The sequence below is a fragment of the Pseudomonas sp. GW822-FHT03F08 genome (assembly GCF_058801265.1).
In genome coordinates, this window is record NZ_JBXANC010000005.1 from 290,887 (window position 1) to 306,258 (window position 15,372).

A 15,372-nucleotide genomic window follows, 5' to 3' on the forward strand; every position below is an offset into this window, starting at 1 on the left:
TTAAACGTCCTGGGCCACCTTGGCGGCTTGCAACTGCCGGGCCTTTTCGGTCAGCAGGGCTTTTTCCTCGGGGCTCATGGACTCAAGACGCACCCGCGCCTGAGCCAGTTTGTCCAGTTGCCCGGGACTCGCTTCCTGGCCACGCAACGCTTGCGCAAGCCCGGCCACGGTCGGATGGTCGAAGACCACACCCGGGTGGATTTCGCACTGCAACAGCTTGCGAATACCCGCAACCAGTTTGATCACCAGCAACGAATGACCACCGGCGGCAAAAAAATCGCGTTCGATGCTCAGGCGATCCTGCCCGAGCAACTGCGCCATGCGCCCGGCCAGCAAGGTTTCGAGGGCGTCACGTGGCGCGACGTAATCGTCGTCGACGCCTTGATCGGCCAGTTGCTGCAAGGTCTTGCGGTCGATCTTGCCGTTGGCCAGCCGTGGCAAGCGCTCGATGAAGCGAATCTGCTGCGGCACCATCACCGCCGGCAGTTGCTGCGCCAGTTGCTCACGCAGGCTGTCCGCCGCCAGCGATTCACGCGCCACGACAAACGCCTGCAAGCCTTGCTCAGGGCTGTCCCCGGCAATCACCACCGCTTCCTGCACGGATGGCAGGCGCAGCAATTGCGCCTCGACTTCCGTCAGCTCGATGCGGAAACCGCGCACCTTGATCTGATGATCGCGCCGCCCGTGCAGGACAATCGCGCCTTCAGGCGAGTAGCGCGCAAGATCGCCGGTGCGATACAGGCGTTCGCCGCTGATGAACGGGTTGTCGATCAACAGTCCTGCCTCGGCTTCGACATTGACGTAACCGCGAAACAGCTGCGCACCGCCGACATACAACTCGCCGACGACACCGACCGGCGCCAATCGCAGCTGCGCGTCGAGCACGTACACCTGATTGTTGTCGAGCACCTGACTCAGCAGACCGGCGCCCTGCCCCGGCGCAACCTTGTGCACCATCACGCCGACCGTGGTTTCGGTCGGGCCGTAGTGGTTGAACACCTGGCAATCGCCACGCACCTGCGCGATGCGCTGGATCAGCGGTGCGGCAATCGCCTCCCCGCCCAGCACCAGAGTTCGCGGCAAACGCGGCGTGTCGCTGTCGAGCAGCGCAGCCAGATGCGACGGAACGATTTTCAGGCAATCGACGGCATGCTCTTGCAGGTAGCCGGCGAATGCCTGTGCGTCTTGCATCTGTTCATCGCTGGCCACGTGCAGCGCCGCCCCGTTGAACAGCGCGCCGAACAACGTGGTGTTGCCCAGATCCGCCGCCACCGTGGAGGTCAGACCGAAGTGCCGGTGACCGTCCAGCCCCAGTGCCGTGCTGACACTGGCGGTGTAGTTGAGCAGATGACGGTGTTCGATCAACACGCCTTTCGGAGTACCGGTAGAACCCGAAGTGAACAGCACGTAAGCGAGATCGCTGCCTTGTGTTTCATGGGCCGGGGCCGGGGCTGCATCCGCGGCCAGCAATTGATCTATAGAACGCACCGGCAGCACGCTGTCGTGCCACTCAGCGATCTGCGCGGCATCGGTCAACAACAGACCGGCACGCGCTTGTTCGAGCATCAGTTGCTGACGGGCCAGCGGCCATTGGCGATCCAGCGGCAGATACGCCGCGCCCACTCGCCAGATCGCGAGCATCGCCACCACCAGCGCCGCCGAACGCGGCAAGGCCAGCGCGACGATCGAATCACGGCCCACACCCTCGGCATGCAACCCCGCCGCCAGTCGCTCGATCTGCGCCTGCAACTGCGCGTAATTCAGGCGGCCGGTCTCATCGGTCAGTGCCAGCGCTTCTGGCGTGGACTGCGCCCATTCGGCGATGCGTTGTGGCAGCAAAGAGATGTCAGCCCAAGATCGCGCCGACGGATTGATCGACAGCAAGCGCTGACGCTCGGCCTCGGTCAGCAGGCTGATCGTATTCAGCGGCGCGTGTGCGTCGGCCACGATCTGGCCCAGCAGCGTGACGTATTGATCCAGCAGCACCTGCATGGACGCCACGCTGTAGCGCTGCGCGGCATATTCAAGCGCCACCGCGCTGGCCACGTTTTCCGCGTTCAACTGCACTTGCAGCAGCAACTCGAATACGCCACCACGCCCGGTTTCCACCTGTTGCGCTGTGCAGCGGGTCGCGCCGATCGCCACCGGCTGTGCCTGACGATGCAACGCAAAACCATAGGCCGGGCGCGCAGCCGCCGGTTGCAGTTCAGGGGCCCAGTATTCCTGCCAGAGACGATGTTCTTCCAGGCGCGCGGCGACTGTCGGCAGCCATTGCGCGAATGACTGTTCGGCATCCACAGGCAGATTCAGCGGCAGGGTTTTCTCGAACACGCCAATCGCGCCGGAGAAATACTCATAGTCTTCGCGGCCATCGTGGCGCCAGCCCATCAACACTTCATCGCGACCGCTCAAACGCGCCAGCAGCAACCACCAGGCACTTTGCATCAGCACTGCAACCGGTTGTGCAACGGTCTGCGCCAGACGTTCTAGCCCCGCGACCAATGAAGCGTCGAGTGGCTTGCTGAGGCTCGCCGAAACAGCGCCCGACACCGTGGATTCGCGCGCCGCCAGCCAAGGCGTCGACAGGGTCGCATCGACGCCATTGAGTTGTGCCTGCCAATACGCCCGGGCGGTCGCGGCATCCTCGTCGAGGATCACTTCGCTGCGCCATTCCAGGTACTGACCGAACTCACCCGACTCTTCGTCTTCAGGCCATTCACGCTGTTCATACGCGCGCAGCAACTGCTGATAGACCAGCGTCAGCGCATTGTCATCCAGACTGTGACGGGCCGCGCCCAGCACCAGCGCCCAACGCTGTTCGGGCAGCGCGTACAACACCGCTTGCACACCGGCTGACTCGCCGGGCACAAAGGCGCGCTGCGCCCATTCGGTCAATTGCGCCTGAATCTCCGCTTCGCTGGCCGGTGCGTTTTGCACCGTCAGCGGAAAGCGCTCGGCGACGTCGGTGAACTGGCGCAGACCATGAAAACCCGGGGCCTTGGCCAGCCGGGCCAGCAACATCGGTTGCTGTGCCAGCACCTGGTCGAAGGCCGCTTGCAGGCGCGCCACGTCGAGCTCGCCGGAAATATCGATGCGCAGGAAACGTGCGGCATCGGCCCAGCATGCAGCGCCGGGCAGTTGATCGCAGAGCATCTGTTGCTCGGGGGTCAACGCCTGCCCCACGTCCTGTTGTTCCATCACCACCTCGTTCATGCCTCTGTTCCTTCGGTTGCGCGGACCGGCTCGCCACGGGCGCCTTGCAAGTCGCTGTGGTCGAACATGTCACCCATGGCCACGACAATCTTGCGCGGACCTTCGAACGGATCGCGGGCATGCGCCACCAGCATGTTGTCGAGCAGAATGGCGTCGCCCTTCTGCCAGTCGAACCGCACGGCGCACGCTTCGTAGAGCTCACCGATGCGCTGCATCACTTCGTCTTCGATCGGCGTGCCGTCCCCGTAGTAAACGTGGCGCGGCATGCGCTCCAGACCGAACATCGACAACAGGTCTTCACGCACATCCGGCTCCAGCCAGTAGATGTGGTGCAGTTGCACCTGGTTGAAGAACGATTTCGCACCGGTCACCGGGTGGCGAATGATCGCCGGGCCCGGGGTGCGGGTTTGCAGTTCGTCGTTGTCCAGCCAGCGCCATTCGATACCGCCGGCCCGGCAACGGGCCTCGACTTCGGCGCGGTCTTCGGTCTTGAAGAAGTGCTGCCACGACACGTCCAGTTTGTCGGTAAAGGTGCGCACATACAGCAGGCCTTTTTCCTCGAACTTGTCGCGCAGATCCGCCGGCAGTTTTTCGTACATCAAGCGGCAATCCACCACCGGCGTCGCGCCGCCAACCGGGGCCGCCACTTCGCAATAGAACATCTGCTTGCGCGGCCAGCGGTCCTGATGGGAGCTCTCGTTGTGGAACAGAATCATCTTGCGTTCCGGGTACGGCGTGGAGCGGTAGGTGTTCTTGCCGCCCTCTTTCTTCGGCAGATCGCCGTACTGGCCGTACAAGCCGGGCTGGATCGCTTCGGCGAAGGCTTCAAAGCCCTGAATGCCATCGAGCTCAAAACCGCGGAACAGGATGCCGGCGTGGGTGGCGAGCTTCGCCTCGATCAGCGGCCGGTTGTTCTTGATCCACTCGATCAGGTCCAGTTGCGGCTCGTTCGGTTCCACCAGCAGCGGGAACGGTTGTGGCGCCGCCATCAACGACTCACGCACCGGCACCGGGCGTGCCTTGGCCACCGGGGCGGCGCCGCGCTTGAGGAATTTGCCCAGTTTGTCGGCCTTGGGTCCGGGGGCAGACGGCCGGGTGGCCGCTGCTAAATTGTCGACTGGCATGCTGATAGCTCCCAATTGAATGTCCTGATCAGCGACGATCTGTTCCAACAGGGCTATCCAGGCCTTGACCAGGTACTGAATGCGCTCATGTCCGAACAAGCTTGTGGCGAATTGCCAATTACCCAGCAATTGCCCTTCTTCTTCGTCAACGAACAATGCCATGTCGAATTTAGAATGGGTCTCCAGCGACGGCAGCGCTTCGACGCTCAAACCGCCCATGGCCTGGGTGCGGCCCGGCAGGTTGTTCATCACGAACAGCACCTGCACCAGCGGGTTCATGCCTTTGTGACGGGGCACGCCCGACGCATCGACGATCATGTCGAACGGCAGGTCCTGATGCTCCAGCGCTTGCAGCAGCGTGTCCTGGGTCTGCGTCAGGAAGCCGCTGAACGAGGCTTCACTCGCAAACCGCGAACGCAGCGGCAGCACGTTGACGAAGAAGCCGATCAAGCGCTCCAGCTCCGCCCGCTCACGCCCGGCCACGTCGGCACCGACCAACACGTCGGCGCCTTCGCTGACCCGGTGCAGCAATACCTGGAACGACGCCAGCAACGTGCTGTACAGCGTGACACCGGCCCGTGAGGCCAGCGCCCGGACGTCGCGACTCAACTGCGCACCGAGGGCAAACTGCACCGCGTCGCCAGCGTAGGACGGCGTCGCACCGCGCGGGTTGTCCAGCGGCAGATTGAGCTGGCCGTTGTAGCCCGCCAGTTGTTCTTTCCAGAACGTCGCCTGCTGCCCGAGCACGCCTTGTTGCTCCAGCGCCTGTTGCCACAGGGCAAAGTCCGAATACTGCACGGCCAGGGCCGGCAAGGCATGTGGTTCGCCGGCGCTGGCGCGGTCGTAGATTTCCACCAGCTCGTTGATCAACACACCCATCGACCAACCATCGGAAATGATGTGGTGCATCGAATACAGCAACACATGTTCGCCCGGGCTCAGGTGCAGGATGCGTCCGCGCAACAGCGGCGCCTGCTCCATGTCGATCGGCGTGTTGGCGTTGTCGAGGACGGCTTGCGCCACCTGTTCTTCCTGATCGCTGCGCGACAAGGCGGACAGATCGATCAGCGGGAAATCCAGCTCGACCTCATCGACGATCACGGCAATCGGATCGCCTTCGTCGTCCTGCACATAGGCCGTGCGCAACACCTCATGGCGACGCACCACCTCGGCAAAACTCGCCAGCAGGCGCTGCACCGACAAGTCACCGCGCAAACGCAACGCCATCGGCATGCCATAGGCGGACGTGCCGCCGGACAACTGCTCGGCAATCCACAAGCGGCGCTGCACCAGCGACAACGGCGCGCTGCTCTTGGCGCCGTGCGCCTTGAGCTCGACCTGACGTGAATCGAACGCCGCCAGCTCGGCCCCGACATTGGCCTGCATGACCGCCGCCAGATCCTTGAGCACCGGCGCACCGAACAGATCGCGCAGGCTCAGCGTCAGACCGGTGACCTTGCGCAAGCGCGAGACGGCCTGGGTCGCCAGCAACGAATGACCGCCGGCCTCGAAGAAATGCGCGTTGCGCCCGATCTGCTCGCGCTCCAGCACGTCCTGCCAGACCTGAGCAATCTGTTGCTCCAACTGGCCCTGTGGCGCGACGAAATCTTCGCTCGACACCTGACTGTCCGGCAGTGGCAAGGCCTTGCGATCCAGCTTGCCGCTCGGGCCGATTGGTAATTGCGCCAGCAGCAGGACATGGCTTGGTTGCATGTAGTCCGGCAGGCTGTTTTTCAGCCCGTCGCGCAGTGTTTGAAGCAACGCAGCATCAGCGTTGCTGGCCAGAGATTCGTCGTGTGGCACGACGTAAGCCACCAGTTGCTGACCTCCTGCCCCCGGCTGCGCCAGCACCAACGCCTGACGCACACCGTCCTGACGCAACAGGCAAGTCTCGATCTCGCCCAGTTCAATGCGGAAACCACGCACCTTGACCTGATGATCGAGACGCCCGACGTATTCGATCAAACCGTCAGCATTGACCCGCGCCAGATCGCCGGTGCGATACAGCCGCCCACCCACCGCGCTGAACGGATCCGGCAGGAAGCGATCGGCCGTCAGATCAGGACGCTGGAAATACCCCCGCGCCAACAGCTCGCCACCGATCAGCAACTCGCCCACTACGCCTTGCGGCACCGGCTGCCCGGCGCTGTCGAGGATATGAATCGTGCGCCCTGCCAGGGCGTGACCGATCGGCAATGCCGCCGGCAGCGGCTGGCCGCCCTGCACGTACTCGACGCAATCGAGCACGGTGCTGGTGACCGTCGCTTCGGTCGGGCCATAAGCGTTGATCAGTTGCACCTGTTCAAGCCCTGCACGCTGATACGCCGCGAGGCCTTGCGGCGGCATGGCTTCACCGCCCACCACCATCTGGCGCAGACGGCCATAGTCGCGCGGGCCGTGGTCGGCGAAGTCCTGCACCACCACGTTCCAGTAGGCCGTGGTCAGGTCGGCGATGCTGATGTCCCGGTCGATAATTTGCTGATACAGGGTTTCGCTGTCCCACACCTCGTTGCCGCGCAACACCACCGCAGCACCGCAGACCAGCGCCGGGTAGACCTGTTCGACAAAACTGTCGAAGTTGAACGTGGCAAATTGCAGCACCCGATCACTGGCCGACAGGCCTTTGTAGGCCTCGGACACACGGGTATGTCGCGCCAGCGTGGCGTGGCTGATGCCCACGCCTTTCGGGCGCCCGGTCGAGCCGGACGTGAACATCACGTACGCCAGGCTTTGCCCGTGCACGACAGGTGTCGGGTTGCTGTCGAGCAACGGCCATGCATCGCCGTCCACGGTCAGCGTACGCACGCCAGCCACCGATGGCAGTCGCTGCAGCAGGTGTTGCTGACTGAGCATCAGGCGCAGGCCGCTGTCTTCGATCATCGCCAGCAGTCGGTCGGCCGGGTAGCCAGGGTCCAGCGGCACATAGGCGCCGCCCGCCTTGAGCACGGCCAACAGGCTGATGATCATGTCCATCGAACGATCAACCGCAATCCCCACCAGCACATCGCTGCCGACGTTGTGTTGCAACAAGCCGTGGGCCACGCGGTTGGCGGCCGCATTGAGTTCGGCGTAAGTCAGTTGCCGGTCTTCGAATATCAGGGCAATGGCGTCCGGGGTTTGCGCCACTTGCTGTTCAAACCACTGATGCACGCAATGCTCGCTGGCAGGCGCGTCGACGGCAGAAAGCATCGGCCTGACCGCCAGTGCCAGTTCGCCCAGACAGGTCGAAGCCGTTACCTGCACCATCTGCTGCAACAGGTGATCGAGCTGGGTCGCCAGTTGCTCGACCGAACGTCCGTCGAATTGCTCACGGTCGAAACTCAGGTGCAGCGAGAGCTGGGCGTCGAGGCTGACCGCAAGGGTCAGCGGGTAGTTGGTCTGTTCGTGATTGGCCACTTCGCCAAAGCGCAGATCCTGCGGCGCACCTTGTTGCAGCGCTTCGGACACCGGGTAGTTTTCGAACACCAGAATGTTGTCGAACAGCGCTTCACCGCCCTGCCCGGCCCAGCGCTGAATCTCGAACAGCGGCGTGTGTTCCTGCTCGCGCAGTGCGAGGTTCTGCGCCTGCACCTGTTGCAGCCAGGCACTCAGCGTTTGTTCGGCACGCGGACTGGCGATCACCGGCAAGGTGTTGATGAACAGGCCGATCTGTTGCTCGACGCCGGCCAGTTGCGCCGGACGCCCGGACACGGTCGCACCGAAGCTGACGGTGTCGAGCCCGGTGAAGCGTTGCAACAGCAGCAGCCAGGCACTTTGCACCAGCGTGTTGAGGGTGACTTTGTGGCCACGGGCAAACTCGTTGAGCTGGCGCGTGCGCACCTCGTCCAGCACATGGAAACGCTCGCCATGGCCCTTGACCGGTTGCACTGCGGCAAACGCGCGCGCCAGTCGGGTCGGCTCTTGCAGGTCGGCCAGTTGCGCGTTCCAGAACGCTTCGCTGACGTGCGCGTCCTGTCGCGACAGCCACTGAATGTAATCGCGATAACGACCCGCGCCGCCGGCCGGTGGCTGACCGCTGTAGCGTTGCAGCACTTCGCCGAGCAACTGCGAATTGCTCCAGCCATCCATCAGGATGTGATGGCTGGTGTAGATCAGGCGGCAGGCATCGGCAGCGGTACGCACCACCACCAGACGCAACAATGGCGCGGCGCCCAGCTCGAAACCTTGCTGCTGTTCGGCCAGCGCCAGGGCGGCGATGGCTTGCGGCAGGTCCGCGTGGTCACGCCAGTCGAGCATGCTGAACGGCACGGTCAGGTGCTTGTGGATGACTTGCACCGGACGCTGGAATTCACCGTCCCAGACAAAGCTGCTGCGCAGCACATCGTGGGCATCCAGCGCGTCTTGCCACGCCGCACGGAAGCGTTCGATGTCCAGGCCTTGAACGTCGACGCACATCTGATTGATGTAATCGCCGGCCTGTTGCTCGTACAGGGTGTGGAACAACATGCCCTGCTGCATCGGCGACAGTGGATAGATGTCTTCGATCTGTTGCGGTGCCAGTGCCAGCGAATCGAGCTGCACCTGAGTCAGGTGCGCCAGCGGGAAGTCCGACGGCGTCACGCCGTGGCTGTCGGTCTGGCAGCAATGCTCCAGCAACGCCTTCAGTTCCTGCGCATAGGCATCGGCCAGCGCCTGAATGGTCGCAGGGTCGAACATCTGCGAACTGAACGTCCAGCCGACACTCAACTCACCGCCATACACCTGACCGTTGAGCGTCAGCCAGTTACCCAGCGCCGCCAACGGGCTCTGTTCGGCGCCGGCCGGTTCGTTGGCCGGGCTGAACAGCGCGCCGCCATCGTCAGCGAAACCGGCATCGAACTGACCCAGGTAGTTGAAGGTGATGCGCGGCATCGGCAACGCTTGCAGGGTCTGACGCGCCGCGTCGTCGCCCAGATAACGCAGCGCACCGAAACCGAGGCCTTTGGCCGGAATCGCGCGCAGTTGCTCCTTGATTGCCTTGATCGAACCGGCGAGATCACCAGTCGGGGTCAACCGGACCGGGAACAGGCTGGTGAACCAGCCCACGGTGCGGCTCAGATCCAGTTCATCGAACAGGTCTTCACGGCCGTGGCCTTCGAGCTGAATCAGGGTCGATTCGCTGGCGGTCCAGCGGGAAATGACCCGCGCCAGCGCGGTCAGCAACAGGTCGTTGACCTGGGTGCGATACGCCGCCGGTGCCTGTTGCAGCAGTTGGCGGGTCTGCTCTTTGTCGAGGCGGGTTTCGACGCTCGCGGCGTAGCGGTTTTGCAGCGCGCCATCCGCGTGATCCAGCGGCAGTTCAACCTTCGCGCCTTGCAGCTGCGCCTGCCAGAAACCCAACTCCGTTTGCAGTGCCGGGCTGGCGGCGTAGGTTTGCAGACGTTGCGCCCAGGTTTTCGCAGCGCTGGTCTTGGCCGGCAGTTTGAGTGTCTGACCGGCCTGCAACTGCTGATACGCCTGTTGCAGGTCTTCCAGCAGAATCCGCCACGACACCCCGTCAACCGCCAAGTGATGGATCACCAGCAGCAAGCGCTGGCTGCCATCGGCCAGGGTCGCCAGCAGTGCCCGCAGCAACGGTCCGCTTTCCAGGTCGAGGCTGCGTTGCGCCTGTTCGCCCAGTTGATCCAGCGCGGCATCATCTGCCACCGCCTGCTGCCAAAGCAGCGGTTCGGCGCCCGGTGCACGGTGAGTTGCAGACCACTGACCATCACGCTGACTGAACGCCAATCGCAAGGCATCGTGCTGCACCAGCAGCGCCTGCAACGCATGTTCGACGTGGGCGGCCTCCAGCGTTTCGCGCGGTTTGAGCAACACCGACTGGTTCCAGTGATGCGGCTCGGCCATGGCGCTGTCGAAGAACAATTGCTGGAACGGCAGCAACGGACTGTCGCCCGTCACCGGGCCCTGATCAATGCTCGGGCCGGCCACACCGACCTTGGCCACGGCTGCCAGACTCTGCACGTTCTGGTGCAGGAACAGATCCTTGGGACTGAAATGAATCCCGGCCTGACGCGCGCGGCTGACCACCTGAATCGAGATGATCGAATCCCCGCCCAGCTCGAAGAAGTTGTCGTGAATGCCCACCTGCTCAAGGCCCAGCACGTTCTGCCAGATCGCCACCAGCGCTTGCTCGATCTCGCTGGTCGGCGCGCTGTAGGCTTTCTGGCTGACGCTCAGATCGGCCTTCGGCAGGGCTTTGCGTTCGAGTTTGCCATTGGGGCTGACCGGCATCTTCGCCAGCAACAGCCAGTGTTGCGGGATCATGTACTCCGGCAGGTTCTGGCTCAGGTGTTCCTTGAGACGGCGCTGGAAGGCCTGGCGACGATCATCGTCCGCCTCAAGCAGCGATTCGTCGTTCGGCACCACATAGCCGACCAGCAACGAGCCGTCCTGAGCGATGACCACGGTCTCGCGCACGTCATCGTGCTCGGCCAGGCGCGCTTCGATTTCGCCCAGTTCGATACGCAGACCGCGGATCTTCACCTGATGGTCCATACGCCCGGCGTACTCGATCACGCCGTCGGCGCGATAGCGCGCCAGGTCGCCGGTGCGGTACAGGCGCTGGCCGTCACCGAACGGGCTGGTGACAAAGCGCTCGGCGGTCAGCGCCGGACGACGGTGGTAACCACGGGCCAGGCCTTCGCCGCCCAGGTACAACTCGCCGATCACACCGACCGGCAACGGCGCCAGGCTGTTGTCGAGGATGTAGGTGCTGAGGTTGGCAATCGGCTGACCGATCGGCACGCTGTCGCGACCTTCGTCGCGGCACGTCCAGTGGGTCACGTCGATGGCCGCTTCGGTCGGGCCGTAGAGGTTGAACAACCCGGCGTTCGGCAACTTGGCGAACACCTGCTGCTGCGCATCGACTTGCAGGGCTTCACCGCTGCACACGATCCGCGTCAGGCTGGTGCATTCGGCCACCGCCGGGTCTTGCAGGAACGCCTGCAACATCGACGGTACGAAGTGCAACGTGGTGATGCGCTGTTCGGTGATCACCTGAATCAACTGCACCGGATCACGGTGTGCGCCCGGAGCCGCGACCACCAACGATGAACCGGTCATCAACGGCCAGAAGAATTCCCACACCGACACGTCGAAACTGAACGGGGTCTTTTGCAGCACGCTGTCATCGGCTGTCAGTTGGTAAGCCTGCTGCATCCAGCACAAGCGGTTGACCAGCGCCGAGTGACGGTTGCCCGCGCCTTTCGGTTTGCCGGTGGAACCCGAGGTGTAGATCACGTACGCGAGGTTTTCCGGATCGATATTCAGCTCCGGGTTGACCTCGCTGCGGCCTTCCAGCCAGTCACCTTCCTGATCCAGCACCAGACTGCGAAGCCCCGCCGGAACCGGCAGTTGCGCCAGCAGATGGCTTTGGGTCAGCAACAGCGCAATCCCGCTGTCCTCGAACATGTAGGCCAGACGATCCTGCGGATACTCAGGATCCAGCGGCAGATACGCACCGCCGGCCTTGAGAATCGCCAGCAGCCCGACAACCATTTCCAGAGAACGCTCAACCGAAATACCGACCAGCACTTCCGGGCCGACACCGTGTTCGATCAACACCGCAGCCAACTGGTTGGCGCGGGCGTTGAGTTGGGCGTAGGTCAGACGTTGTTCACCAAACACCAGCGCCAGAGCGTCCGGCGTGGCGCGCACCTGATCCTCGATCAGCGAATGCACGCTGCGCGACAGTGGGTATTCGGTGGCCGTGGCGTTCCAGCCTTCGACAATCAGTTCGCGTTCTGCGCCGTCGAGCAGCACCAGTTCGGCCAGCGGACGCGCCGCGTCGGCCACGACGGCTTTGAGCAGGTTCAGCCAATGCCCGGCGAGGCGCTGGATGCTGCTCGCCTCGAACAGATCGGTGGCATAGGTAAAGGACGCATCCAGGCCTTCCGGGCTGTCGCCGGTGTCCAGCGCCAGATCGAACTGCGCGGTCCGGTGTTCCCAACTCAGGCTTTGCAGGTTCAGCCCCGGCAATTGCGCGACGAGATCGGACTCGGCTTCGGTGCGATGGTTGAACATCGCCTGGAACAACGGGCTGTGGCTCAGATTGCGTTCAGGCTGCAAGGCATCGACCAGTTGCTCGAACGGCAGGTCCTGATGCATTTGCGCGGCAATCGCGGTGTGCTTCACCTGCTGCAGCAACCGGGCGAAATCCAGTGCCGGATCGAACTCGGCCCGCAGCACCTGGGTGTTGACGAAGAAGCCGATCAGTCGCTCGATTTCCAGACGATTGCGGTTGGCAATCGGCACCCCGACGCGGATATCCGACTGACCGCTGTAGCGGTGCAACAGGGTCTGGAACGAAGCCAGCAGCAACATGAACACGGTCACGCCTTCACGCCGCGCCAGCGCCTTGAGTGCGTCACCCAGCGCCGGTTCGATGGTCACGTTCAGGCGTGCACCGCGAAAGCTCTGCACGGCAGGACGCGGATGGTCGGCCGGCATTTCCAGCAGCGGTTGTTCGCTGCCCAACTGGGTCTTCCAGTACGTCAGCTGGCGTTCGCGCTCGCCGTTGTCCATCCACTCGCGCTGCCACACCGCGTAATCGGCGTACTGCACCGCCAGCGCCGGCAACTCGGCCGCGCGGCCCTGACTGAACGCCGCGTAGCAGGCGATCAGGTCTTCGATCATCACCTGCATCGACCAGCCATCGGAGACGATGTGGTGCAGGGTCAGGACCAGCACATGGTCGGTGTCGCTGATGCGCAGCAAGGCCACCCGCAGCAACTCGCCCGCCAACAGGTCGAACGCCTGCTGGGTCTGTTGTTCGACGAAGGTTTTGATCTGCTCTTCCGTGGCGTTGGCCAGCGTCTGCTCGTGCAACGCGACCTGCCCGCTCGGCCGGATCACTTGCTGCACGCGCCCGTCGGTATCGACAAACGCCGTGCGCAGGCTTTCGTGGCGCTGGATCAGCGCCTGGAAGCTTTGCTCCAGTGCCGCACGATCGAGTTCGCCGCGCAGGCGCAGCGCGGTGGGAATGTTGTAGGCGGCGCTTTGCGGGTCCATCTGCCACAGGAACCATTGACGTTCCTGTGCGTAGGACAGCGCCAGCGGTTGCTCGCGGCCGACCTGTGGAATCGGGGTTTGCGTGGCCTGTTGATCGGCATCGAGGACGCGGACAAACGCTTCCAGGCTGCTGTGTTCGAACAGCGTGCGCAGCGGCACCTGAATATCCAGCGTGCGGCGGATGCGCGAGACCACCTGGGTCACCAGCAGCGAATGCCCGCCCAGTTCGAAGAAGTTGTCGCTCAGGCCGACGCGCTCAAGCTTGAGCACGTCCTGCCAGATCGCCGCCACTTGTTTTTGCAGATCGGTCTGCGGCGCGACAAAGGTGTTTTGCAGGGTGCTGGCATCAAATTTCGGCAGCGCCTTGCGTTCGAGTTTGCCGTTGGGGCTGACCGGCATTTTTTCCAGCCAGACCCAGTGTTGCGGCACCATGAACTCCGGCAGGCTCTGCCCCAGATGCGCCTTGAGCTCGAGGTTTTTCGCACTTCGCGTGGCGTCATCGGCACTCAACAGCGCTTCGTCATCGGGCACCACGTAGGCCACCAGCAACGAACCGTCCTGAGCGATGACCACGGTTTCACGCACGTCATCGTGTTCGGCCAGGCGCGCTTCGATTTCACCCAGCTCGATACGCAGGCCACGGATTTTCACCTGATGGTCCATGCGCCCGGCGTACTCGATCACACCGTCGGCGCGGTAACGCGCCAGGTCACCGGTACGGTACAGGCGCTGGCCGTCACCGAACGGGCTGGTGACAAAGCGCTCGGCGGTCAGTGCTGGGCGACGGTGGTAACCCCGGGCCAGGCCTTCGCCGCCCAGGTACAACTCGCCGATCACACCGACCGGCAACGGCGCCAGGCTGTTGTCGAGGATGTAGGTGCTGAGGTTGGCAATCGGCTGACCGATCGGCACGCTGTCGCGACCTTCGTCGCGGCACGTCCAGTGGGTCACGTCGATGGCCGCTTCGGTCGGGCCGTAGAGGTTGAACAACCCGGCGTTCGGCAGTTTGGCGAACACCTGCTGCTGCGCATCGACCTGCAACGCTTCACCGCTGCACACGATCCGCGTCAGGCTGGTGCATTCGACCACCGCTGGGTCTTGCAGGAACGCCTGCAGCATCGACGGCACAAAGTGCAGCGTGGTGATCCGTTGTTCGGTGATCACCTGAATCAGTTGCGCCGGATCACGGTGCGCGCCCGGCGCGGCCACCACCAACGAAGAACCGGTCATCAACGGCCAGAAGAATTCCCACACCGACACGTCGAAACTGAACGGGGTCTTTTGCAGCACACTGTCTTCAGCCGTCAGCTGATAGGCCTGTTGCATCCAGCACAAGCGGTTGACCAGCGCCGAGTGGCGGTTGCCCGCACCTTTCGGTTTACCGGTCGAGCCCGAGGTGTAGATCACGTAGGCGAGGTTTTCCGGATCGATGTTCAGCTCCGGGTTGGCCTCGCTGCGGCCTTCCAGCCAATCACCTTCCTGATCCAGCACCAGACTGCGCAGCCCCGCCGGAACCGGCAGTTGCGCCAGCAGATGACTTTGCGTCAGCAACAGCGCAATCCCGCTGTCCTCGAACATGTAGGCCAGACGATCCTGCGGGTACTCCGGATCCAGCGGTAGGTATGCACCGCCGGCCTTGAGAATCGCCAGCAGGCCGACGACCATTTCCAGCGAGCGCTCGACCGAGATGCCGACCAATACTTCCGGGCCGACACCGTGTTCGATCAACACCGCTGCCAGCTGATTGGCGCGGGCATTGAGCTGGGCGTAAGTCAGACGCTGTTCACCAAACACCAGCGCCAAGGCGTCCGGGGTGGCGCGTACCTGATCTTCGATCAACGAATGCACGCTGCGTGACAGCGGGTATTCCGTGGCGGTGGCGTTCCAGCCTTCGACAATCACGTCGCGTTCTGCGGCGTCGAGCAACACCAGTTCGGCCAGCGAGCAACTCGCGTCGGCCACAACCGCTGCCAGCAGGTTTTGCCAATGCGCGGCCATGCGTTCGATGGTCGCGGCGCTGAACAGGTCGGTGGCGAAGGTCAACTGC

2 protein-coding genes (1 of these 2 only partly in view) are annotated in these 15,372 nt (G+C 63.4%); both read right to left on the reverse strand.

What is annotated here, in order from left to right; translation table 11 throughout:
• Window positions 1-3,213 (reverse strand): non-ribosomal peptide synthetase, encoded by a 3,213-nt coding sequence (locus AC1RME_RS14920; RefSeq protein ID WP_493091523.1) that lies wholly within the window; start codon window positions 3,211-3,213, stop codon window positions 1-3.
• On the reverse strand, window positions 3,210-15,372 hold the 3' portion of the coding sequence (locus AC1RME_RS14925) for a non-ribosomal peptide synthase/polyketide synthase (RefSeq protein ID WP_493091524.1). Its footprint extends 1,343 nt past the window's final position; only the last 12,163 of its 13,506 coding nucleotides appear in the window; its start codon lies off the right edge, out of view; its stop codon occupies window positions 3,210-3,212. Before AC1RME_RS14925 ends, AC1RME_RS14920 begins: the two co-directional genes overlap by 4 nt.